Source organism: Ottowia sp. (assembly GCF_016703145.1).
In the GTDB taxonomy this organism is placed as follows: domain Bacteria; phylum Pseudomonadota; class Gammaproteobacteria; order Burkholderiales; family Burkholderiaceae_C; genus Ottowia.
In genome coordinates this window covers 1143279-1165673 of the sequence record NZ_JADJCO010000003.1, presented here as the reverse complement: position 1 = coordinate 1165673, position 22395 = coordinate 1143279, and the positions used below count along the sequence as shown (strand labels likewise).

General features: G+C 68.4%; 22 protein-coding genes and 4 pseudogenes. 6 read left to right on the top strand and 20 right to left on the bottom strand.

All coding sequences use genetic code 11. The features are described 5' to 3' along the window. From IPG65_RS09295 to IPG65_RS09220, 16 genes and pseudogenes are all read right to left on the bottom strand, one after another. Window positions 1-423 carry a BLUF domain-containing protein gene (locus tag IPG65_RS09295; RefSeq protein WP_293188930.1) on the bottom strand — a complete coding sequence of 141 codons (423 nt, stop codon included), beginning with the start codon at window positions 421-423 and terminating at the stop codon, window positions 1-3. A gap of 18 nt (window positions 424-441) precedes the next feature. Beyond that, window positions 442-1167: a GTP cyclohydrolase I gene (gene folE, locus IPG65_RS09290; protein WP_293188929.1), complete on the bottom strand. Its 726-nt coding sequence runs from the start codon at window positions 1165-1167 to the stop codon at window positions 442-444. A 108-nt stretch (window positions 1168-1275) separates the two neighbouring features. Then, window positions 1276-2040: an endonuclease/exonuclease/phosphatase family protein gene (locus IPG65_RS09285; protein ID WP_293188928.1), complete on the bottom strand. Its 765-nt coding sequence runs from the start codon at window positions 2038-2040 to the stop codon at window positions 1276-1278. Next, window positions 2037-2542, bottom strand: a pseudogene (nudB, locus tag IPG65_RS09280) (dihydroneopterin triphosphate diphosphatase). The gene IPG65_RS09285 and the pseudogene nudB overlap by 4 nt, the downstream one beginning before the upstream one ends. Before the next feature lie 32 nt (window positions 2543-2574). After that, window positions 2575-2898 (bottom strand): YqjK family protein, encoded by a 324-nt coding sequence (locus IPG65_RS09275; RefSeq protein WP_293188927.1) that lies wholly within the window; start codon window positions 2896-2898, stop codon window positions 2575-2577. Then, window positions 2895-3269 carry a phage holin family protein gene (locus tag IPG65_RS09270; RefSeq protein ID WP_293188926.1) on the bottom strand — a complete coding sequence of 125 codons (375 nt, stop codon included), beginning with the start codon at window positions 3267-3269 and terminating at the stop codon, window positions 2895-2897. The genes IPG65_RS09275 and IPG65_RS09270 overlap by 4 nt, the downstream gene beginning before the upstream one ends. 23 nt (window positions 3270-3292) lie before the next feature. Then, window positions 3293-3622, bottom strand: a complete 330-nt coding sequence (locus IPG65_RS09265; protein WP_293188925.1) for a DUF883 family protein — start codon at window positions 3620-3622, stop codon at window positions 3293-3295. 84 nt (window positions 3623-3706) lie between these two features. Next, a complete protein-coding gene (aspS, locus tag IPG65_RS09260) occupies window positions 3707-5500 on the bottom strand; it encodes an aspartate--tRNA ligase (protein WP_293188924.1) in 1794 nt (597 codons plus the stop codon). A gap of 22 nt (window positions 5501-5522) precedes the next feature. After that, window positions 5523-6260, bottom strand: a complete 738-nt coding sequence (locus tag IPG65_RS09255; protein ID WP_293188923.1) for a DUF502 domain-containing protein — start codon at window positions 6258-6260, stop codon at window positions 5523-5525. 22 nt (window positions 6261-6282) lie between these two features. Beyond that, window positions 6283-6615 (bottom strand): FmdB family zinc ribbon protein, encoded by a 333-nt coding sequence (locus IPG65_RS09250; protein WP_293188922.1) that lies wholly within the window; start codon window positions 6613-6615, stop codon window positions 6283-6285. Between the two features lie 83 nt (window positions 6616-6698). After that, on the bottom strand, window positions 6699-8147 hold the full coding sequence (locus IPG65_RS09245; protein ID WP_293188921.1) for a sodium:solute symporter family protein: 1449 nt from the start codon (window positions 8145-8147) through the stop codon (window positions 6699-6701). Window positions 8148-8187: 40 nt separating this feature from the next. Further along, window positions 8188-9756, bottom strand: a complete 1569-nt coding sequence (ubiB, locus tag IPG65_RS09240) for a ubiquinone biosynthesis regulatory protein kinase UbiB (RefSeq protein WP_293188920.1) — start codon at window positions 9754-9756, stop codon at window positions 8188-8190. Next, window positions 9753-10292, bottom strand: a complete 540-nt coding sequence (locus tag IPG65_RS09235; protein WP_293188919.1) for a hypothetical protein — start codon at window positions 10290-10292, stop codon at window positions 9753-9755. Before IPG65_RS09235 ends, ubiB begins: the two co-directional genes overlap by 4 nt. Window positions 10293-10352: 60 nt before the next feature. Next, window positions 10353-11270 (bottom strand): Tim44 domain-containing protein, encoded by a 918-nt coding sequence (locus IPG65_RS09230; protein ID WP_293190020.1) that lies wholly within the window; start codon window positions 11268-11270, stop codon window positions 10353-10355. A 119-nt stretch (window positions 11271-11389) separates the two neighbouring features. After that, window positions 11390-12124 (bottom strand): bifunctional demethylmenaquinone methyltransferase/2-methoxy-6-polyprenyl-1,4-benzoquinol methylase UbiE, encoded by a 735-nt coding sequence (gene ubiE, locus IPG65_RS09225; protein ID WP_293188918.1) that lies wholly within the window; start codon window positions 12122-12124, stop codon window positions 11390-11392. A 145-nt stretch (window positions 12125-12269) separates the two neighbouring features. Continuing rightward, complete coding sequence (locus IPG65_RS09220) at window positions 12270-12683, bottom strand: DUF971 domain-containing protein (RefSeq protein WP_293188917.1); 414 nt, start codon at window positions 12681-12683, stop codon at window positions 12270-12272. 104 nt (window positions 12684-12787) lie between these two features. Here IPG65_RS09220 and IPG65_RS09215 point away from each other — a divergent pair. Continuing rightward, a pseudogene (locus IPG65_RS09215) lies at window positions 12788-13871 on the top strand (AI-2E family transporter). Window positions 13872-14055: 184 nt separating this feature from the next. After that, on the top strand, window positions 14056-15135 hold the full coding sequence (locus tag IPG65_RS09210) for an alpha/beta fold hydrolase (RefSeq protein WP_293188916.1): 1080 nt from the start codon (window positions 14056-14058) through the stop codon (window positions 15133-15135). Window positions 15136-15325: 190 nt separating this feature from the next. Here the strand turns inward: IPG65_RS09210 and IPG65_RS09205 are convergent. Beyond that, a pseudogene (locus IPG65_RS09205) lies at window positions 15326-16193 on the bottom strand (IS4 family transposase). Window positions 16194-16404: 211 nt separating this feature from the next. On the opposite strand from IPG65_RS09205, the gene IPG65_RS09200 reads away from it, so the two are divergent. The 3 genes from IPG65_RS09200 to mddA are packed head-to-tail and all read left to right on the top strand — an operon-like array spanning window position 16405 to window position 18672. Then, window positions 16405-16923, top strand: a complete 519-nt coding sequence (locus IPG65_RS09200; RefSeq protein WP_293188915.1) for a PaaI family thioesterase — start codon at window positions 16405-16407, stop codon at window positions 16921-16923. Window position 16924: 1 nt separating this feature from the next. Then, window positions 16925-17944 (top strand): NADPH:quinone oxidoreductase family protein, encoded by a 1020-nt coding sequence (locus IPG65_RS09195; RefSeq protein ID WP_293188914.1) that lies wholly within the window; start codon window positions 16925-16927, stop codon window positions 17942-17944. Further along, window positions 17941-18672, top strand: a complete 732-nt coding sequence (mddA, locus tag IPG65_RS09190; protein WP_293188913.1) for a methanethiol S-methyltransferase — start codon at window positions 17941-17943, stop codon at window positions 18670-18672. Before IPG65_RS09195 ends, mddA begins: the two co-directional genes overlap by 4 nt. 2 nt (window positions 18673-18674) lie before the next feature. Here the strand turns inward: mddA and IPG65_RS09185 are convergent. The 3 genes and pseudogenes from IPG65_RS09185 to IPG65_RS09175 form a co-directional block, all read right to left on the bottom strand. Further along, window positions 18675-20084 (bottom strand): annotated as a pseudogene (locus IPG65_RS09185) (IS701 family transposase). 70 nt (window positions 20085-20154) lie between these two features. After that, a complete protein-coding gene (locus tag IPG65_RS09180) occupies window positions 20155-20529 on the bottom strand; it encodes a phosphopantetheine adenylyltransferase (protein ID WP_293188912.1) in 375 nt (124 codons plus the stop codon). A gap of 44 nt (window positions 20530-20573) precedes the next feature. Continuing rightward, window positions 20574-21626 (bottom strand): LysR family transcriptional regulator, encoded by a 1053-nt coding sequence (locus IPG65_RS09175; protein ID WP_293190018.1) that lies wholly within the window; start codon window positions 21624-21626, stop codon window positions 20574-20576. Window positions 21627-21732: 106 nt separating this feature from the next. Here IPG65_RS09175 and IPG65_RS09170 point away from each other — a divergent pair, with 106 nt between their 5' ends. Further along, window positions 21733-22224 carry a hypothetical protein gene (locus IPG65_RS09170; protein ID WP_293188911.1) on the top strand — a complete coding sequence of 164 codons (492 nt, stop codon included), beginning with the start codon at window positions 21733-21735 and terminating at the stop codon, window positions 22222-22224. The last annotated feature ends 171 nt before the right edge of the window (window positions 22225-22395 follow it).

Genomic DNA, 22395 nt, shown 5'->3' with positions numbered 1-22395 from the left:
TCAGGTGTGGCCGACGATGCTGGCCGTGGCCATCAGCTCCTCCAGCAGCGCCATCGACACCTTGCCGGACACGGTGTAAGGGTCGAGCGCCGCGCGCTCGGAGTACTTGAGCACCACGCTGGCGTTGACGCGGTCCAGGTCGACCAGGCCCATGGTCCAGCTGCCGAAGCGGCGCTCCAGGATTTCCTCGTAGTGCAGCAGCGCCACGTCCGTGTGGCGCGGGTCGCGCTGGATGGCGCCGTACAGGTCGCTGACGACCTGACGCCCGCCCTCGATGGCCTGCATGAAGATGCCGCCGCCGTAGACGAGGATGCCGGTCACGCCGAGCTGGTGGTTATGCTGGCGCGCGGAGGAAAGGATGCCTTGGATCACCGGCTGCGCGGAATCGACGGCGCGGCTGGCGTAGAGCAGGCGAACGAGCATGGTGGAGCCCCCGGGCGTTCAGGTTTTTTGCGGGATGAGGGAGAGGAATTCGCGCCGCAGATTGGCGTCCTTGAGGAACACGCCGCGCATGACGGAGTTGATCATCTTGCTGTCCATGTCCTTGACGCCGCGCCAGGCCATGCAGTAATGCGTGGCCTGCATGACCAGCGCCAGCCCGTCGGGCTTGGTCTTGTGCTGGATCAGATCGGCCAGTTGCACGACGGCCTCTTCCTGAATCTGCGGCCGGCCCATGATCCACTCGGCCAGGCGCGCGTACTTGGACAGGCCGATGACGTTGGTGTGCTCGTTGGGCAGCACGCCGATCCACAACTGGCCGATGACGGGGCAGAAATGGTGGCTGCAGGCCGAGCGCACGGTGATCGGGCCGACGATCATCAGCTCGTTCAGCCGCTCGGCGTTGGGAAACTCGGTGATGGCGGGCGGCTTGACGTAGCGGCCCTTGAAGACCTCGCTCACATACATCTTGGCCACGCGCCGGGCGGTGTCGCCGGTGTTGTGGTCGCGCTCGGTGTCGATCACCAGGCTGTCGAGCACGCCCTGCATCTTGCCGGTCACCTCGTCCAGCAGGCGCTCCAGCTCGCCGGGCTGGATGAACTCGGCGATGTTGTCGTTGGCGTTGAAGCGCTGGCCCGCGGCCCGGATCCGCTCGCGGATCTTGACCGAGACGGGCGTGCCTTCGTCGTCGGGCGCGGCGGGAAGGGGAAGGTCGGGTTGGGGTTTCATGGTCTGCCACCGATGGTAGCAGCAAAAGTTTTGAATGATTTCAGGCTGCAGTCCGCGTCCCCATTGCGCCATAAGCTATTTTTTATATAGCAATCAAGGGGCGCGGCGTCATGCCGCCAGCCTGAACTCGGCGATCAGCGGCAGGTGGTCGGACATGCGGCTCCACACCCGCCCGCGCGGCGCCGCCAGGCTGAGCGGCCGCATGCCGCGGGCGTAGATGTGGTCGAGCTGCGCCACCGGGAAGCGCGAGGGGTAGGTGAACGTGCGCGGCCCCTCGAAGGCCTGCAGCGCATCGACGCGCAGCAGCCGGCGCACGCGCGTGCCCCAGTCGTTGAAGTCGCCCGCCACCAGCAGCGGCGCGCCGGGCGGCACCTCGCGCGCGATGTAGCACTTGAGCTGGTCGGTCTGGCGCAGGCGGCTGGCGGGGATGAGGCCGAAGTGGACCACGATGACGTGCATGGGCATCCCCATGGCCAGCACCTCGACGTGCAGCAGCCCACGCTGCTCGAAGCGGTGGTCGGACATGTCCTCGTGCTGGTGGCGGACGATGGGCCAGCGCGACAGCAGCGCGTTGCCGTGCTCGCCGTGGCGGGTGACGGCGTTGGTGCGGTACACGGCCTCGTAGCCCTCGGGCGCCAGGAAGTCGGCCTGCGGCAGCTCGGGCCAGCCGGTGAAATACTCGGCCTCGCGCCGGTCCTCGGCGCGCACCTCCTGCAGGCAGATGATGTCGGCGTCCAGCGTCTCGACGGCCAGCGCGAGGTTGTGGATCTCCAGCCGCCGGCTCGGACCGATGCCTTGCACGCCCTTGTGGATGTTGTAGGTTGCCACCCGCAGCACCTGCGGGTCGCCGGTGTCGTGGCCGTCCGGATTCACCGAGTCACCTTCCGCGCATCCGATTCGGCGGCGAACCGGGGCAGCAGCAGACAGGCCTCGGCGTTGGAGGGGAAAAGCAGCGGTCGGCGGCCTCGCGCCAAGGCAGCCAGACGAGGTCGGTGTGCTCGCGCGGGTTCAGCCGCACGGCGGCACCCGGAGGCACGCGCAGGCCGAACACGCGCTCGACGTTGCGCGTGACGCCGGGGGCGTAGCGCCAGCGCCAGCGCGGGTAGATGTCGTACACGTTCCGCACCCGCCAGTCCGCCAGAAGGCAGCCGGGAGCGGCGGCGTCGAGGCCGGTTTCCTCCCACACCTCGCGCGCGGCGGTGGCGGCGAAGGGCTCGTCCTCGGCGTCCTTGCTGCCGGTGACCGACTGCCAGTGGTCGGCCTCGGCGTCGGCGCGGCGGATCAGCAACACGTCCAGCGCGGCGGTGTGGATCACCACCAGCACGGACTGCGGAATCTTGTGGCGCGGCGGTGAGGGTGGCGCGGCGGCGTCCATGGTTGTCGAAAGCCGCCCGCGGCCCGGAAAAACTAGATCTGGCGCAGCACACTGTTGACCAGCGGCCGCACGCGCTGGAACACCTGCCAGCCGGACCAGACGCGCATGCCCAGGTTGACCATCATGCGCGGACGCACCAGCACGGCGCCGGCCAGGGCGGCCCCGCCCAGCAGCAGGATCGCCCGGTTGTCGCGCACCGACGCGACGCCGCTGCGCACGCGGTCGGCGGCGCTGAACGCCGGCCGCAGCACGGTGGAGCGGGTGGTCAACTGCTCGCGCAACTGAGCCGAGCGCAGCAGCAACTGCTCGCGCCGAACGGCGAGGTCGGCGGTATCCCGCAGGTCGCTGGAGGTCATGAGCGCAGCCGCTCCTGGTCGCGCCGCAACTCGTTCAGGCTGGCGCGGAACAGCCGCAGGCCGCGCCGCACGCGCTGCCAGGCCAGCACGCCCAGCACCAAGCCGCCGACGAGAAACAGCGCGGTGAACACGCCCAGCGCCAGCAGGCGCTGCGACTCCCACAGCAGCACCGTCACGAACACGGACAGGAAGATCAGCCCGAAGCTGGCCAGCACCACGGCCAGCGCGCCCTGCACCGCCATCGTGATGAGCTGGCCCAAGTCCTCGCGCGCCTCGACGGTGAACAACTCCAGCCGCACCTGCGCCAGTTCGAGCAGGTCGGCAAACAGCCCACGCACGCGCGTGGCCGCACCTTCGGGACGCGGATTCACGGCATCCAGTCGGCCGGGCCGGTTCAGCGGCGGCCCAACAGCACGCCGATCAGCATGCCGAGAGCCGCCGCGGCGCCGATCGACGACCAGGGGTTGTCGTGCACGTACTCGTCGGTGACGGTGGCGGCACGACGGGCGCTGGCGCGCAGGGCGGCGTCGGCCTCGGCCAGCTTGTCGCGCGCGACCGACAGGTTCTGGCGCGCGCGGGCGCGCAGTTCGGCGATCTTGCTGTCGGTCTGGCCGGCCGTGGCGGCGAGCAGATCCTCGGCGTCGGAGATCACGCGGCGCAGGTTGACGACGAGTTCTTCCTTGGTTTCAACGGCGGATTCCGCCAGTTCCGAAATGTTCGACATGGGTGCTTCTCCTGGTGGCAAAAAATCATCGTAGCAGAGCGCGCGCCGCCGCCCGCGTAGGACGGTGCCGTCGCCGGCCGTGTGTCATGCGGGTTGCGGGTTGCGCAGGCGAATGTGCAGCTCGCGCAACTGCTTCTCGTCCACCGCGCTCGGCGCCTGGGTGAGCAGGCACTGCGCGCGCTGCGTCTTGGGAAAGGCGATCACGTCGCGGATGGACTCGGCCCGGGTCATCAGCGTGACCAGGCGGTCGAGGCCGAAGGCCAGCCCACCGTGCGGCGGCGCGCCGTACTGCAGCGCGTCCAGCAGAAAGCCGAACTTGAGCTGCGCGTCCTCGGGCCCGATCTTGAGCGCTTCGAAGACCTTGCTCTGGACGTCGGCGCGGTGGATGCGCACCGAGCCGCCGCCCAGCTCCCAGCCATTGAGCACCATGTCGTAGGCCTTGGCGACGCACTTGCCGGGGTCGGAGTCCATGTAGTCCTCGTGCCCGTCCTTCGGCGCCGTGAAGGGGTGGTGCACGGCGTTCCAGCGCAGTTGGTCCTCGTCGTATTCGAACATCGGGAAATCGACCACCCACAGCGGCGCCCAGTGGTCCTCGAACAGGCCGGTCTTGCGGGCGAATTCGCCATGGCCGATCTTCAGGCGCAGCGCGCCGATGGCGTCGTTGACTATTTTTTGCTTGTCGGCGCCGAAGAACAGGATGTCGCCGCTCTGCGCGCCGGTGCGCTCCAGGATGGCGGCGATGGCCGCGTTGTGCAGGTTCTTGACGATGGGCGATTGCAGGCCCTCGCGCCCGGCGGCGGCGTCATTGACCTTGATCCAGGCCAGGCCCTTGGCGCCGTAGATCTTGACGAACTCGGTGTAGCCGTCGATCTCGCCGCGGCTCATCTCGGCGCCGCCGGGCACGCGCAGGGCGACGACGCGGCCGCCCGGCGTGGTGGCGGGGCCGCTGAAGACCTTGAAGTCCACGTCGCGCATCAGGTCGGTGAGTTCGGTGAAGCGCAGCTTCACGCGCAGGTCGGGCTTGTCCGAGCCGTAGACGTGCATCGCCTCGGCGTAGGGCATGACCGGAAAGTCACCCAGATCGACACCCAGCGCCTTCTGGAACACGTGGGTGATCATGCGCTGGAACAGGTCCCGGATCTCCTGCTCGCCCAGGAACGAAGTCTCGATATCGATCTGGGTGAACTCGGGCTGGCGGTCGGCGCGCAGGTCCTCGTCGCGGAAGCACTTGGTGATCTGGTAGTAGCGGTCGTAGCCGGCCACCATCAGCAGTTGCTTGAACAGTTGCGGCGACTGCGGTAGCGCGAAGAACTGGCCGTCGTGCACGCGGCTGGGCACTAGGTAGTCGCGCGCGCCCTCGGGCGTACTCTTGGTGAGCATGGGCGTCTCGATGTCGACGAAGCCGTGCTCGTCCAGGAACTTGCGCACCTCCATCGCCACGCGGTAGCGCAGCATCAAGTTGTTCTGCATGTAGGGGCGGCGCAGGTCGAGCACGCGGTGCGTCAGGCGCGTGGTTTCCGACAGGTTCTCGTCGTCGAGCTGGAATGGGGGCGTGACCGAGGGGTTCAGCACGGTCAGTTCGTGGCACAGCACCTCGATCTTGCCGCTCTTCAGGCCGTCGTTGGTGGTGCCCTCGGGCCGCGCGCGCACCAGGCCCACGACCCGCACGCAGAACTCGTTGCGCAGGTCCTCGGCCACCTTGAACATCTCGGCCCGATCGGGGTCGCACACCACCTGCACGTAGCCCTCGCGATCGCGCAGGTCGACGAAGATCACGCCGCCATGGTCGCGCCGCCGGTTGACCCAGCCGCACAGGCTCACGGTCTGGCCGATCAGGGCCTCGGTAACGAGGCCGCAGTAGTGGGAGCGCAGGGACATACGGAGGTTCGCTTTCAGATCTTCAGAGTTCGGGCCGGGCGGCGGCCGGGTCGGCCAGCGGATGGGTGGCGGGGGCCGGCGCGGCCGGCGGCACTGCGTCGGCCGCGTCCAGCGCCGGTTCGACCGGGTGCGGCTCGCGCGCGGGCGGCACCACCACGCCCATCGAGATGATGTACTTGAGCGCCTCGTCCACGCTCATCTTCAGCTCCACCACGTCGGCGCGCGGCACCATCAGGAAGAAGCCCGAGGTGGGGTTGGGCGTGGTCGGGACATAGACGCTCAGGTAGTCGCCGTCCAGGTGGCGCGCCACCTCGCCGCCAGGCTTGCCGGTCAGGAAGGCGATGGTCCACGCGCCTTGGCGCGGGTACTGGATGAGCAGGGCCTGCGAGAACGCCTGGCCGGAGCCAGAGAACAGCGTGTCCGACACTTGCTTGACGCTCGAATAGATGCTGCGCACCACGGGGATGCGCGTCATCATGCGGTCCCACTGGCGCAGCCACCACTGGCCGAACATGTTGGCCACGAACACGCCCGTGCCGAAGATGCCGATGGCCACCAGGATCACGCCCAGGCCGGGCACGTGGCGCACCTGATCGGCCAGGGGCTGCAGGCCCGGGATCATGGCCTCGGCCGCCGCCAACACGCCCAGGAAGATGGCGTCCAGGATGCCCACCAGCCACAGCAGCACCCAGACCGTCACGCCCATGGGCAGCCACACCACCAAGCCGGTGATGAAGTATTGCCGCAGGCGGGACATCATGGGCGCGGTCTTCGGGCCGGCGTCAGGGAGTCGAGGTGCCGCCGCCGCTCGCCGGGGCGGGCGCGGCCGGCGCCGGCGCGGGGCTGGCGGCGGGCGCAGGAGCCGGCCCATCGCCCTTGGCGCCGCCGTCGGCCGACTCGGGCTTGGCGTCCTTGGCGGCGCCGCTCTTGCCACCGTCGCGGAAATCGGTGGCGTACCAGCCCGAGCCCTTGAGCTGAAAGCCCGCGGCCGTGACCTGCTTGGCGAGCGCGGCTTCGCCGCAGGACGGGCAGACCGTCAGCGGCGCATCGGAGATTTTCTGCAGGACGTCCTTGGCAAAGCCGCAGGATCCGCACTTGTAGGCATAGATGGGCATGGCGTCGCGACCAGAACAGCGCAAAACCCTAAATTATAGGCTGGCATCCTCCGGCGCGCCGGCCGATGGCACGATTGCCTGACTCAGTTCGGGCTGAGTTCGTAGTGGCGCGGGTGCCCCTTGTGGTCGGCCAGCCACTGCGGCACCAGGGAGCCGAAGACCATGCCGGCGACGGCCGCCAGCACGCCGGCGAGCTGCGCGGGGAAGGACTCGCCCCAGGCCATGGCGTGGCCGGCGATCCACACGCCGATGCCCAGCGCCACGGCGCACACGGCGCCCTGGGTGGTGGCCCGGCGCCAGTACAGCCCGAACACCAGCGGAACGAAGGCCCCCACCAGCGGCACCTGGTAGGCGCTCGACACCAGCTCGTAGATCGGCGTGCCTTCCATCCGGATGGCATAGGCCAGCACGGCCGCCGAGAACACCAGCACGCTGATGCGCATGGTCAGCAGGGTCTCGCGGTCGCTGCCGTGGGTGCGGAACTGGCGCCAGATGTTCTCGGTGAAGGTGACGCTGGGCGCCAGCAGCGTGGCCGACGCGCACGACTTGATGGCCGAGAGCAGCGCACCGAAGAACAGCACCTGCATCACGAAAGGCATCTTCTCCATCACCAACGTGGGCAGCACCTTCTGCGGGTCGTCGGCCAGCAGTTCGGCCGCCCGCTCGGGCATGATGAGCAGCGCGCTGGTCACCAGGAACATGGGCACGAAGGCGAAGAGGATGTAGGCGCTGCCGCCGATGACGGTGCCGTGCGTGGCCGCCTTCACGCTGTTGGCCGACATCACGCGCTGGAACACATCCTGCTGCGGGATGGAGCCCAGCATCATGGTGATGGCGGCGGCGAAGAAGAAGACGATGTCGTGCCAGCTCGGCTCGGGCCAGAAGCGGAACAGGTCGCGGCTGGTGGCCAGGTCGATCACCTGCCCCGCCCCGCCCGCCATGCCGCTGGCGAACACCGCCAGCACCAGCAGCCCCACCACCAGGATGATCATCTGCAGGAAGTCGGTGACGGCCACCGACCACATGCCGCCGAAGAGCGTGTAGGCCAGGATGGACACCACGCCGATGGTCATGCCCCAGGGGATGCTCACCGCGCCCCCGGACAGCAGGTTGAACACCAGGCCCAGCGCCGTGACCTGCGCCGAAACCCAGCCCAGGTAGCTGAGCATGATGATCAGCGAGCAGGCGATCTCGATCGAGCGGCCATAGCGTTCGCGGTAGTAGTCGCTGATGGTCAGCAGCGTCATGCGGTAGAGCTTGCCAGCGAAGAACAGGCCGACCAGGATCAGACACATGCCCGCGCCGAAAGGGTCTTCCACCACGTTGCGCAGGCCGCCCTCGATGAACTTGGCGGGCACGCCGAGCACGATCTCGGAACCGAACCACGTCGCGAAGGTGGTCGTGATGATCATGTACATGGGCAGGTGGCGGCCCGCCACCGCGAAGTCGGCCGTGTTCTTCACGCGGCGCGCGGCGATCAGCCCGATGACGATGGTGATCAGCAGATAGAAGATGACCAGGGTCAGCAGCACGATGGTTTTCCTCCTCGTTGGACGGTGTGTTTCTCGTGGTTCAGAACAGGTGCGCCCGGACCAGCGCCTGCATCGCGAGCATTCCCAGGGCGAAGCCCACGCCCGCCCAGGCGATGGCCCGCAGCCCCCGATTGGCGCGCCGCTGCTCGGCCAGCAGCTCCCGCAGCTCGCGCCGCGCATCGCCGGCCGCGTCACGCTGCAGGTAGCCGTGCAGCAGCCTCGGCAGGTCGGGCAGCATGCGGGCGTAGTACGGCGCCTGCGCCTTCATCTCGCGCCACAGCCGCCTGGGGCCGACCTGGTCCAGCATCCACTTCTCCAGGAAGGGCTTGGCCGTGCTCCACAGGTCCAGGTCGGGGTCGAGCTGGCGGCCCAAGCCCTCGATGTTGAGCAAGGTCTTCTGCAGCAGCACCAACTGCGGCTGGATGACGACGTTGAAGCGCCGCGAGGTCTGGAACAGGCGCATCAGCACCATGCCGAGGGAGATCTCCTTCAGCGGGCGGTCGAAGTACGGCTCGCACACGCTGCGGATCGCCGCCTCCAGCTCGTTCACGCGGGTGCTGGCCGGCACCCAGCCGCTTTCGATGTGCAGCTCGGCCACGCGCTTGTAGTCGCGCCGGAAGAAGGCGGTGAAGTTCTGCGCCAGGTATTCCTTGTCGTACTCGGTCAGCGTGCCGACGATGCCGAAGTCCAGCGAGATGTAGCGCCCGAAGGTGGCCGGCTCCACGCTGACCATGATGTTGCCAGGATGCATGTCGGCGTGGAAGAAGCCGTCGCGGAACACCTGGGTGAAGAAGATCGTGACGCCGTCGCGCGCCAGTTGCTTCATGTCCACGCCGGCCGCGCGCAGCCGCTCGGTCTGGCCGATGGGGATGCCCGACATGCGCTCCATCACCATCACGTCGGGGCGGCACAGATCCCAGAACATCTCGGGGATGAGCACCAGATCCAGCCCCTCCATGTTGCGCCGCAGCTGGGCGGCATTGGCCGCCTCGCGCACCAGGTCCAGCTCGTCGTGCAGGTAGTTGTCGAACTCGGCCACCACCTCGCGGGGTTTCAGGCGCTTGCCGTCGGCCGACAGGCGCTCGATCCAACCGGCCATCGTGCGGATCAGGTCCAGATCCTGGTCGATGACCTTGAGCATGCCGGGTCGCAGCACCTTGACCGCCGCCTCGCGCTCGCCCCCGTGCGGCTCGCGCAGCGTGGCGAAGTGCACCTGCGCGATGGAGGCGCTGGCCACCGGCTCGCGCTCGAAGCTGGTGAAGATCTCGCCGATGGGCTTGCGGAACGCGTGCTCGATGGTGGTGATGGCCACCTCGGCCGGGAAAGGCGGCACGCGGTCCTGCAGCAGGGCCAGCTCATCGGCGATGTCGGCCGGCAGCAGGTCGCGCCGGGTAGACAGCACCTGCCCGAACTTGACGAAGATGGGGCCGAGCTGCTGCAGCGCCTCGCGCAAGCGCTGGCCGCGCGGCGCCGACAAGTCGCGCCCCACGGAGGCGATGCGCGCCACCAACCGCACGCCGGGGTGCTGGAAGCTGGTCAGCACCAGCTCGTCCAGCCCGTAGCGCAAGGCCACCCACGCGATGTAGGTGGCGCGCAGCAGGCGCGTCATGGGCGGGCCTTGTCCTGGCCCGGCAGCTTGCCGACGAAGGTCCGCAGCGCCTGCGCCATGCCGCGCCCGATGCCGGCGATGGTGTGCGCCGGCGCGTCGCCGACCAGGCGGGAGAGGTCTTCCTCGGCGTCCCAGCGCACGTGGTCGACCAGCCAGTTGACCTCGGCGGCGAACTGCACGTCGCCCTCGATGCGCACCGCTGGCCGGTCGCCGCGCAGCGCGCCGCGGGCCAGGTCGAGCGGCGAGCTGTCGGTGACGGTCAGCAGCAGATCGGGCTCGGCCACGGGCGCCAGCTCGCACAGCCCCGCCGGCGTGGCGGCCAGTTGCATCGAGAAGCCGCGCCACTGCACGCGCACCACGCGTCCCCGCTGGCGCACCAGCCGGGCCTGGGCCTCGGGCTCCTGCATCAGCACGTGGTTGAGGAACAGCACCAGGCGATGCTGCAGCTCATCCACCAGCCAGGAGGGCGCCTTCAGGCTCCCGGCGAGCTGGCCGAGAGCGCCGGCCAGCAAAGAAAAAGGGGACTGTGTTGCCATAGTCCCCGATTATTGATGACAAACGGCCTGGGCGAAGCCCGGGCCGCCTGGGTCACGGCGTCACTGCAGCGCCTGCACGCCCGCCACCAGCCAGCCGCCGCGGCCGCTCCTGGGCTTGGTCATGTTCCAGACCTCGCGGAAGGGGCTGGGGCCGGCGGACGGCTCCTCGCGGATCATGCCGCTGAACTCGACGCTGGCCATGAACATGTCGTCCTGCTCCTCGATGCCGAGCAACTGGGCTTCCAGCATCACCACCTCGGTCTGGTTCGCCTGGCCGGGGGCTGTGCGCTCGCGCTCGGCCAGTTGGCCGCGGATCTCGTCCAGCATGCTGTCGGTCATCATGGCGCGCAGGGCCGGGATGTCGGAACGGTCCCAGGCCTGCTGCAGGGTGATGAAGTTGCGCTTGGCGGCCTCGGTGAAACCGGCAACGTCGAAGTCGGCCGGGATGCCCCAGTTCTGCGATCCGCGCAGGGCCGAGCCGATCATCGAGCCGCCCTGCGCCGCGCCAGCGTCGAACTGCGCGCCCTGCGCCTCCCAGGGCCGGGCCGAGGCGTCGTTGCCGATCTTGGTGGCGTTGTACTGCCGCGGCGTGACCGGCTGGGCCGCGCCGGCGCCCTGGTAGGCCATGCCGCCCGCGGCCTGCCCGCCCTGGCGCGAGCGCCGAATCAGGCCAACGACCACCAGCACGGCCACCACCAGCAGCCCGATGAGCAGCAGGTTGGCGAAGGCCGGGCCCAGGCCCAGAGAATGCGCCAGCCAAGCAAGCCCCAGGCCCGCCGCCAGGCCGCCCAGCATGCCGGCCCAGGGTTTGCGGGCAGCACCGGCCGCGGCCGTGCCGGCGCCCGCCGCGCCGGCGGTGGCACTGGACTGGCCCGGCGCGGTGGGCGGCGCGGCCTCGCGCTGGGTCACGTTGCTGGACTGGCGGCCCATCGACTTGCCGCCGCCCAGCCGCCGGGCCTCGGCCTCGAACGTGAACATGCCGACCAGCACCACCGACAGCAGCAGGGTGAGGAAGCGCGATCCGATGTGGCTCAGTTTCATCCGGGAAAATCTCCTGATTTGAAGGGTGGGATGTGAAGGAATGCGTACGCGGGACACTAACCGCATTTGATGCCGACGTGAAGAGCAACAACCCCAGCCGTCATGTTGTGATAGTCCACGTGCCCAAACCCATTGATCTTCATGAGGGCCTTGAGTTCCTCTTGATTGGGGTGCATGCGGATCGACTCGGCCAGGTAGCGGTAGCTGCCCTCGTCGCCCGCCACCAGCCGGCCCAGATGCGGCAGCACCTTGAAGGAGTACAGGTCGTAGGCGCCGCGCAGCGGCCGGGCGACCTGCGAGAACTCCAGCACCAGCAGCCGGCCGCCGGCCTTGAGCACGCGGGCCATCTCGCGCAGGGCCGAGTCCTTGTGCGTCATGTTGCGCAGGCCGAAGGCGACGCTGACGAGGTCGAAATGGCCGTCGGGAAACGGCAGCTTCTCGGCGTCGCACACCAGGGTCGGCAGGATGACGCCCGCGTCCAGCAGTCGGTCGCGGCCGGTGCGCAGCATGGCCTCGTTGATGTCGGTGTGCACCACCTGGCCGGTGCGGCCCGCCTTCCTGGCGAAGGCCAGCGCCAGGTCGCCCGTGCCGCCGGCGATGTCGAGCACGCGCTGGCCCTCCTGCACGTTGGCGACCAGGGCGGTGTAGGCCTTCCAGGCGCGGTGCAGGCCGCCCGACATGAGGTCGTTCATCAGGTCGTAGCGCGAGGCGACGGAGTCGAACACGCCGCGCACGCGGCGCGCCTTGTCCTGCTCGTCGACCGATTCGTATCCGAAGTGCGTGGTGACCATGTCGAGGCGCATCCTAGTCGGTTGGGGGAGCGGGTGAACTACCCAAGGTGAGGGGGATGCCGCCGGATTTCAAGAGAAATCACCATCCAGCCCATATGGATATTACGCTGAAAGCTATTAAAATCATAGCTTCCTCGGCCTGGGATCAAGGGTGGCCGCAGGCGCCGCCCGCCTTGGGCGCCATGGGCGCGTCGCGGTCCAGGCCGGCGGCGGCCAGGCGGGCCTCGTAGTCCCGCCACAGCTCGTCCTGCCGCGAGCCCAGGTGGTGCAGGTAGTCCCAGGTGAAGATGCCGCTGTCGTGCCCGTCGGAGAAGGTGGGCTGCACGCCATAGTTGCCCACCGGCGCCAGCGCGGTGATGGCGACCTCGCGCTTGCCGGTCTGCAGCGTCTCCTGGCCGGGGCCGTGGCCCTGCACCTCGGCCGAGGGCGAACACACGCGCAGCAACTCGAACGGCAGCCGGTGCACGGCGCCGCCGGGCCAGGCCAGCTCCAGCACGCGCGATCGGGCGTGCAGCGTCAGGGATTCGGGCGGGGCGCGGGAAGCGGTGGTCGCGGCCATGGCGTGCAAAACAGCGGCAAAGCTGGGGTCGGTCGGGTCAGCGCCCGATTGTGCCCGCGCCGCGCACCCGGCCCGCCGCGCAAGGGTATAGTGGGCGCCCCGTCATGCACACCCCTGCCCTGCAACGCGCCGTCTTCCTGCTGCTGCTGGCCGGCGTGACCGGCGGCGTTCCTGTGGGTGCTGGCGCCCTTCTTCGGCGCGGTGATGTGGGCGGTGACGCTGGCGCTGCTGTTCCACCCACTGCACCAGCGCATCCTGCGCCGCGTGGGCGGGCGCGCCACGCTGGCGGCGCTGCTGACGCTGGCCGTGTGCCTGGTGATCGTGATCCTGCCCATGATCATGGTCGGCACCTCCATGGCGGCCGACGTCACTGTCTTCGTGCAGCGCGTGCGCTCGGGCGACATCAGCTTTCGCACTTACTTCCAGCAGATCGTGGCCGCGCTGCCGGGATGGGTGACCGAATGGCTCAACCGCTTCGGCTTCGTCAACCTCGAAAGCCTGCTGGACAAGCTCTCCAGCGGCCTGCTGCAGGGTGGCCAACTGGTGGCCACGCATGCGCTGGAGCTGGGGCAGAACACCTTCCAGTTCCTGGTCAACTTCGTGGTCATGATGTACCTGCTGTTCTTCCTGCTGCGCGACGGCCTGGCGCTGTCGCGCCTGGTGCGCGAATCGGTGCCGCTGGAGCGCGGCCACACGCATTACCTGCTGAACAAGTTCTCCACCGTGGTGCGCGCCACCGTCAAGGGCAACGTGGTGGTGGCCATCGTGCAGGGCATCCTGGGCGGGGTGGCGCTGTGGGTGCTGGGCATCGGCGGCGCCGTCTTCTGGGGCGTGGTGATGGCGCTGCTGTCGCTGCTGCCGGCCGTGGGCGCCGCCCTGGTGTGGGGGCCGGTGGCCATCTACCTGCTGGCCACCGGCGCCGGCTGGCAGGGCGTGGCGCTCATCGTCTGGGGTGTGGTGGCCATCGGCCTGTCGGACAACGTGCTGCGCCCCATCCTGGTCGGCAAGGACACCAAGCTGCCGGACTACGTGGTGCTGGTGTTCACCATCGGCGGCATGTCGCTGTTCGGCATCAACGGCTTCGTCATCGGGCCGACCATCGCGGCCATGTTCATGGCCTGCTGGGCAGTGTTCAACCGGGACGAGGAAGAGCCCGAGGACGAGGGCGCGCCGCCGGCCAGTTCATAAGAAAAACAGGCTGAAAACCCGCACGAATATTGCGTATACAGCTATAAAAATAGAGGCAAATCAGCGACTCGCCAGCGCCATCTGGTCGAGCCGGCAGCCCGCGTCGGTCACACGATGCGCGGCGTGGGAGTAGGAGAGAATTCTCACCCGACCCGATGTCTCCCCGAGCAGGCAAGTCCGCGCCATGGCCAGCCAACCCCACATTCGCTTCTGCACGTCCTCGGATGGCACCCGGCTCGCTTCGGCGCAGTTCGGCTCCGGGCCCGTCCTGGTGAAGGCGGCCACGTGGCTGACCCATATCGGGCACGCGCCCGCCGGCAGCGTCCACGCCGCGCTGATCGACGAGTTCAGCAGGAATGGCACCTACCTCCACTACGACACCCGCGGATGCGGGCTCTCGCAGCGGCGCGTGCACGACATCTCCTTCGAAGCCTGGGTGAAGGACCTCGAATGCGTCGTGGACACCTACGGGCACGAGCGTTTTGCCTTGCTGGGCTTCACCTGCGCGGCGGGCGTGGCCGTCGAGTACGCGGCGCGCCACCCCGAACGGGTATCCCACCTGATCCTTTTCGGCGGGTTTGCCACCTCGTACCACAGCACGAGCCACCCGGACCCCGCCGTTCGCCGCGAGGGCGACCTCCTGGTCGAACTGGCGGCCGTCGGCTGGGGCAACAGCTCGCCGTCCTTCAGGCAGGTCTTTGCCTCGCGCTTCATGCCCGATGCCACGCCTGCCCAATGGAACTCCTTCGATCAGGCCCAGCGCGAGACCGCCACCCCCGACGTGGCCGTGCGCCAGTTGCAGGCGATGTACGCGGTGAACGTGAAGGACAGCTGCGCGCGGGTTCGCTGCCCCACGCTGGTGCTGCATCGGAAGGGTGACCAGATGGTCCCGTTCAAGCAAGGCCGGCGCCTGGCCAGCCTGATCCCCGGGGCCCGCTTCGTCGCGTTGGAGGGCAACAACCACGTCCCGTTCACGCATGAAGCCGCGTGGACGACATTCGTCGACGAGGCCCTGGCCTTCCTGGACGCGGCGCCCCGCGCGAAGGCCCGAGGCGAGCAGCCCGCGGCCCCGGTTCATCTGACGCCGCGCCAGCACGAGGTGCTGCGGCTCGTGGCCAAGGGCCGGACCAGCAAGCAGATCGCGCAGCAGCTGGGCTTGAGCCCGAGAACGGTGGAAATGCACGTCAATGGCGCGCTGGCCGCGCTGGGATGCAGGACGCGCGCGGAGGCCACGCACCGCGCCGGGCAAGAGGGATTGCTTTAGGCCCAATACTGTTCAGATACGCAGTACTGGCGTGGGCTGATGTCGCTGGTGGAGCAACGCGCCGCGATGGCGGACGGTGAAGCTGCTCATCTTGCGCTTGACTCCGCGCGGGTTGAGGCGTCCGCGGCTACTAACGCAGCGACCACGGGCAATCTCGGCCAGCAGGGACTCACGCCAGCTTTCGAGGCGCTCAGGGGGGAACGGCCGCGGCTTGCGGCATCTTGCGTTTGATCACGCGCCGCGTGGCTGAAGCTCAGGCGATCCGGGTCGAGTGCGCGCTGCCAAGCCGCTTGTGCCATGAGTTGGCGGATGGCGAAGTGCGCCAGCAGCAGCCCCCACGGTTCCTGCTTCACCAGATCGGGCGTCTTGCTGCGCAGCACGGTGCTGCTGGCGCGCAGGTGCGTCTTGAACTCATCGAACACACCTCGATCTCCCAGCGCTCGTGGTACAGCGCCGCCAATTCTTGGCCGGGCGCCTGCTCGGGGTCGAGCAAAGTGGTCACCAGGCGGTAGCTGTCCTTTGTGGGGACGGCCAAGTCGCGCAGCGTGTACTCGATGACGCGCACCGTGCGGCCATGCCGCCGGGCGCTGTCTTCACTGTCGAAGACGGTGCTCAGGTACGAGCCATCGGGCAGGACCTGCTGCGCCGCCAGCTTGATGTTGGAACTCACGCGCCACAGCAGCGTGGCGCCGCTGTCGCAAGCGAGCGCCCAGAGCTTGAAGCTGTAGAAGCCCCGGTCGGCCATTACCAACATGTCCTTGCGCAGCCAGCCCGGCAGCAGTTCCGTGGCCATCGCCTTCTCGCTGCGTGCGTACGCGGCGATGCCGGCGGCCACGATGGCGTGCGTGCCGCACTCGACCAGGCCGAGCAGGCGCGCCTGCGGGAAGGCGCTCTGGCCGCGTACGGCTGTGGGGTAGCCGATTGCGCTGACTGCCTCGCCCTGTCTCGGCCAGCACCTCGTCGATCAGAGGCCTCGAACACACGCTTGCCAGTACACCTGTGCTGATCAGGTGGGCGACATCGACCTGGTGCGGCAGTACCTTGCGCGTTCTTGCCATCGGCTCCGTCCTCCATGGATTGGATGGAGCCGAATTATGCTGGCCATTTGTCTATCTGAACAGTATTGGCTTTAGGCTCCCGCCGGTCCGCGCAGTACCGTCGGACAGCGGTAGGGTGCCCCGCCCCTACCGTAAATCAGCCACTGGTGCGCCCGGGTCGAGCTCAACAGAATCCTTTTTTCGATCAACCAGACGTTGAGGAAAAGGACCCATGGAACTTCAAATCGCGGATTCACCGAGGCCGGGCGCATCCCCTACGGCGCACGATCCCTTCGACGATGGCCGTGCGTTGCAGGACCGCCTGCAGGTGCATTGCTTCGGATGCGGCACGCTCAATGCTCATGGCTTGCACATCAAGAGCCGCTGGAAGGACGACGCGTTCGTCTGTGTCTGGCAACCCAGGGCCGAGCACATCGGATTCCCGGGCTACGTCTACGGCGGCACCATCGCGTCGGTGGTGGATTGCCACGCCATCTGGGCTTCGCTGTCCATGCATTGCCGCGAGGCCGGCCACGACCTGAGCAGCGGCCCGCCCCCTTTCAGCGTGGTGACGGGCAGCCTGCGCGTGACCTACCTCAAGCCGGCCCTCGTCGACTGGGCGCTGGAACTGCGCGCGCGCATGGTCGCGCATGGGGAGCGCAAGTCGGTCGTCGCCTGCAGCGTCAGGCAGGGTCTGGTGGAATGCGCCACGGCCGAAGTCATCACCGTGCGCGTGAAGGCGGTGGGCTGAGATGCGCGCCGTCATTTGCAGAGGCTTCGAGGGCATCGAAGCGCTCGAATTCGGCGAGCTGGCGGACCCCGTCCCCGGCCCGGACCAGGTGCTGATCGACGTCCATGCGGCTGCGTTGAGCTTCATGGACACGCTGATGGTGGCCGGCCGCTACCAGATGAGGCCCGCCCTGCCTTTCGTGCCGGGCAGCGATGCCGCGGGGGTGGTGCTGGCCGTTGGCGAGGACGTCCGGCGTGTGCGCGTGGGCGACCGCGTAGCCTGCAGCCACTGGCACGGCGGCATGGCCGAGCGCATGCTGGCGCCCGAGTCGAACGCCGTGAAACTGCCCGACAGCGTGGGTTTCGAGATCGGCTCGACCATTCGCTACGCCTACGGCACGGCGCACTACGCGCTGGCGACCCGCGCGCGACTGCGCCCGGGCGAAACCGTCTTCGTCAGCGGCGCGGCGGGTGGCGTCGGCCTGGCCGCCGTGGACGTGGCGCGCCAGATGGGCGCGACAGTCATCGGGGGAACCAGCTCGGCAGCAAAGGGTGAAGTGGCGCGCAAGCAGGGCGCGGCCCACGTCATCGACTACGCGCGCGAACCGGTGCGCGACCGCTTGCTCGAACTGACCGAGGGCCGTGGCGTGGACGTGTTCTTCGACAACGTCGGCGGCTCCTTGTTCGGCACCGTGTCGCGGGTGATGGCCTGGGACGGCCGCATGCTGCCGATCGGATTCACGAGCGGCGAGGTCCCGGCCCTCGCCATGAACCTGCCGCTGCTCAAGAACTACAGCGTGGTGGGGTGCTACTGGGGCGCCTGGGCGCAGCGGCACCCGCACGAGAACCGTGCCGCTGACGAACGGCTCTTCGCCGCAGTGGCGCAAGGCCACCTTCGGCCTCCAGTCCCGGACGTGCTGCCGATGTCGTCGTTTGCCGACGGCCTGCAGCGACTCGCACGCCGCCAGGCGATGGGGCGCATCGTCCTGCGCGCAAAGCACGGCCCGTCACGGGCCAACACCGAAACCGGAGCCTCCCCATGAGAATCGTCATCTTCATCTACGGCATGGTCAGCTATGCGCTCGGCACCGCGTCCCTGCTGTACCTGATCGGCTTCCTCGGCAACATCGTGGTGCCGAAGAGCATCGACTCCCCGCCGGAGGGCGCGGCGGCGCCAGCGGTACTGATCGATCTGATCCTGATCGCCCTCTTCGCCTTCCAGCACAGCCTGATGGCCCGTCCGGCATTCAAGGAGCGCTGGACCTGCATCGTGCCCAAGCCCGCCGAACGCAGCACCTACGTGCTGGCCACGGCCCTGATGCTGGCGTTGCTGTTTTGGCAGTGGCGACCCATCCCGGGGGTCGTCTGGAATGTCGAACACCCGGTCGGCAAAGGTCTGCTTCAGGGTCTGTTCTGGCTGGGCTGGCTGATCCTCTTCGCATCGACCTTCATGATCAACCATTTCGACCTGTTCGGGCTGCGTCAGGTGTACCTGCGCCTGAAGGGCACGCCCTACCGGCCCGTGCCGTTCGTCCAGGTGGCGCTGTACCGCTTCGTGCGGCACCCCATCATGCTCGGGCTCCTGATGGGATTTTGGGCAACGCCCTCCATGAGCCTGGGACACCTGTTGTTCGCCGCCGCCACCACGGCCTACGTCTTCCTCGGCATCCTCTTGGAAGAACACGACACGCGGCAAGCCCTGGGCGAGGACTACGAGCACTACCGGCGCAAGACGTCGATGATCGTGCCGCTGCCGCGCGGCAAGTCCTAGTCTTACTGTGTTACAAGCGTAGTCTTGCGTTTGCCCGCAGGCAGCACGGACACCTGGGCAGCGTCTTGAGCAAGGCTGCGGCGATACGCAGCCGCAAGCTCGTGATGGACGATGGGACGTGGCGCTGCGTGCGCGGGCTGCCGCGAGGCTTGTAATGCGTGGGTAGGGCAGGTTCTTGGCTTCGTGCAGCGTTTTTTTACCCGCACCCTCGGGATGGCGCAGTTGCTGGGCCGTCAGGAAGCCATAGGCGGCAATGCTCAGGCTGGCGTGGTGATGGAACCCCCGCCAGCCCCGGCCCTCGTAGTGCCCCAGTCCCAGCTCCTGCTTGAGATCCTGGTAGTCGCGCTCGATGCGCCAGCGCATCTTGGCCTCGTAGACCATGCGCTCAAGCAGCACATCCTCATCCAGCGTGGACAGCCAGTATTTCATTGGCTCCTTGTGGCCTTCTGGCCACTCGATGAGCAGCCACTCCTCGGGTCGCTGCTCGGTGCGCAGGTGCTCACGATGGGCCGCCCGCACGCGCACGCGGGCAAAGCGCGAGCGCAGCGTGAAGTTCGTGCCTTCTCGCCATTCGATGTTCTGCCATTGATCGGCTGCCAACCCGAAGGCCACTTCCTTGACCGACAGGGGCTGCTCGTGCCGGACGTCACCCCGCCGCAGCCGGGTGGGCACGTGGCCCCGGCCGCTGTACGGCTTGGGCGGCAGCGGCGCATGCCCGGGGGGCCACACCGTCACCTGGCCTGTCACGCCCACTGCGTACGCCAGACCCATCTGGCCGAGGCGCTCGCGAAACGCCGTGTCCACGCCGTAGCCAGCATCGGCCAGCACGCAGTGCCTGGGCGCACCCTGCGCCATCAGGTGCTCGATCTGCGCCAGCGCAATCGCCGGCTTGGTGGCGAACTCCACCTCTTGCGGAACACCAGCCTTCTCGCGTCGCGGCAGGTCCTCGGCCCACCCTGGGGCAGGTACAGCTGACAGGCGACCGGCAGGCTGCCCGCCTGGCAGGCCAGACTGACGCTGACGGCCACCTGGCAGTTGTCCTGTTTGCCCAGCATGCCGCAGTACTGGCGGGCCACGCCCACCGAATGCCGGCCTTGCTTGGGAAAGCCGGTGTCGTCCACGATCCACCAGCCGCCATCGGAAAAATCCATCGCCGGCACCACCCATTGCGCCACGCGCAGCAGCATCTGCTCGTCCGACCAGGCCGAGTCGGCCACGAAGTGGTGCAACGACTGATGGCGCGAGCGCGTGGCCGAGGGCGCCAGGTGCGCGGCCATCGGCTCCACGCTCTTGCGCTTGAGCGGGGCCATCAGCCCGGTGCAATACCCACGCAGTCCACCCTGCCGGTCGGCATGGCCCAGTCCCTCGCCCAGATGCGCCATGTAGCGCTCAAATTCCTGCAGATCCTTCATAAGGCTCACCTCCTGCTCGAAGATGTGCGCATAATGCCTTGAATTTGTTCAAATTACTAACACAGTAAGACTAGCGGTCCGACAACAGATGAGCGCCCAGGCCGACGACGAGACAGGCCAGCGCCACGAGGTCCGCGGTGACGACGCGGCCGACCTGGGCGTTGTAGCCCCCGACCGACCAGGCCAGCCCCAGGAAGGACAGCACGCTCCCGAAACCGGCCACGAAGGCCATCATCCGGAGCGCCGGACTGAAGGCCGCCACGAGCAGGAACAGGCCGAGCAGCCCGAACAGCACGGCCCGATGCCGCATGAGGATGGCCAGGTTCGGCTCATCGAACGGAAGGCCATACAGCGCCGAGAGGCGCCCGCCGCCAAGGACGCCCGCGAGCGGCAGCAGATGAATGATGGCGACGACGATCAGCGTGAGGGTGGCGACGTGGCGCATGGCGGTCTCCTGCAAAATTCCTGGCGTGGCGGGTCCAGCCCAGGTCACACGCGCCCCGTCCGCCGCCGGGCGGCGGGCGAACGCTCTTCTCCGCCCTCGGGGCGTGGTTCAGCCACCTCCGCCGCGCCCTGCACCTGGCCCGGCAGGTGCGCCAGCGCTTCCTGCGCCGCCTGCGCCAGCACCTGGCGCAGCCACACGTGGGCCGGCGACCCGTGCAGCCGGCGGTGCCACAGCACGTCGACGTGGATCGTCGGCAGGGCCAGCGGCGGCTCGTGCACGACGAGGTCGGTGCCCATGCCCCACATGTCCACGAAGTGCAGGGGCAGCACCGTCAGCAGGTCCGACCCGGCCACCACCCGCCCGGCGGTGAAAAGCTGGTTGGCCGTCAGCACGACCCGCCGCTGCCGGCCGATGGCGGCCAGCGCCTCGTCCACGAAGCCCCAGGGGCGGCCCGAGAAGCTGACCAGCAGGTGGCGGGCGGCGCAGTAGTCGTCCAGCGTCAGCGGTGCGCGCGCCAGCGGGTGGCCGCGCCGCATCACGCACGCGTAGCGGCCGACGTAGAGCCGGTGCGCCTCGAAGGCCATCGCCTCCCCGGCCTGGGCGCGGGCGGTGAGGTCGGCCATCACGGCGGGGAAGTAGCCCACCGCCAGATCCACCTCTTCCTCCGCCAGCAGGCGGCGCGGGTCGTGGGTGGTCAGCGGCACCACCCGCAAGGAGACGCCGGGCGCCTCGCTGGCGAACCGCCGCGCCACGCTGGGCAGCAGCTCCACCGCGGTGGCGTCGGCCGTGGCCAGGGTGAACACGTTGTCCGCCTCCGCCGGCTCGAACACCGCCGGCGCCAGCGAATGCTCCAGATGGCGCAGCGCGTCGCGCACCACCGGCCACAGGGCCAGGGCGCGCGGCGTGGGCTCCAGGCCGAGGCCGGCGCGGCGCACCAGCTCGTCGCCCAGCGCCTGGCGCAGCCGCCGCAGGGCATTGCTGGCGGCCGGCTGGGTCATCGACAGGTTGCGCGCCGCCCGGGTGATGCTGCGCTCGGCCATCACCTCGTCGAAGACGCGCAGCAGGTTCAGGTCCAGCGTGCGGAAGTTGACATCCATCACCATCATAAATGAGACAAATAACCAATATAAAGTTGAAAAACACTAGTGAAAACCCTAATATCTGATCACCGGCTTCGGCCATCGTCCCCAAGGAGGGCACATCATGACGACCCATTACGTTTCCATCGATCAATCGATTCTTCAACACCCCGGCGTGGCGCGCGCCGAGGACGTGTTCGCCTACGTCGGCGAACTGCACCGCAAGACCGGCTGGACTCGCGTGCTGGCGGCGGTCCTGCTGGCAGCGCTGGTGGCCACGCTCGCGGCCGGCAGTTCGCTGACGTCCTGGCTGGTGGTGTGGACGGCCGGCTTCCTCGCCGTGGCCGTGTTCGCCGAGCCGGTCCTGTCGCTGGCGACGGGCTCGGCGCAGGGCTGGCAGGCCATGCAGCGCCGGGCGGCGCAAGCCAGTGAGGACGCCCGGCTGCTGGCCACGGCCGAGAACGACCCGCGCGTGATGAGCGAGCTGCAGGTCGCCCTCACCCGCCGCGCGCTGGCCGAGGACGTGGCCTCGCCCGTCGCCGCCCCGGCCGAAGCGGTGCGCGCGCCGGTGAACGACGAAGAGCTGAAGCGCCTGAACAACGACGGCTATTACTGATCCCTTGATCGGGTGATGCCGGCGCCAGGCGCCGGCCAGCACGACGAGAGCCGCCCCCGGGGCGGCTCTTTTTCATTGCGGGCTCCCCTGCCGAGTGTCAGGCAGGTCAGCGATTTGATTCTATTTTTATAGCTACCAGCGCTTTATCTGCGCGGGCTGGAGGCCAACAAT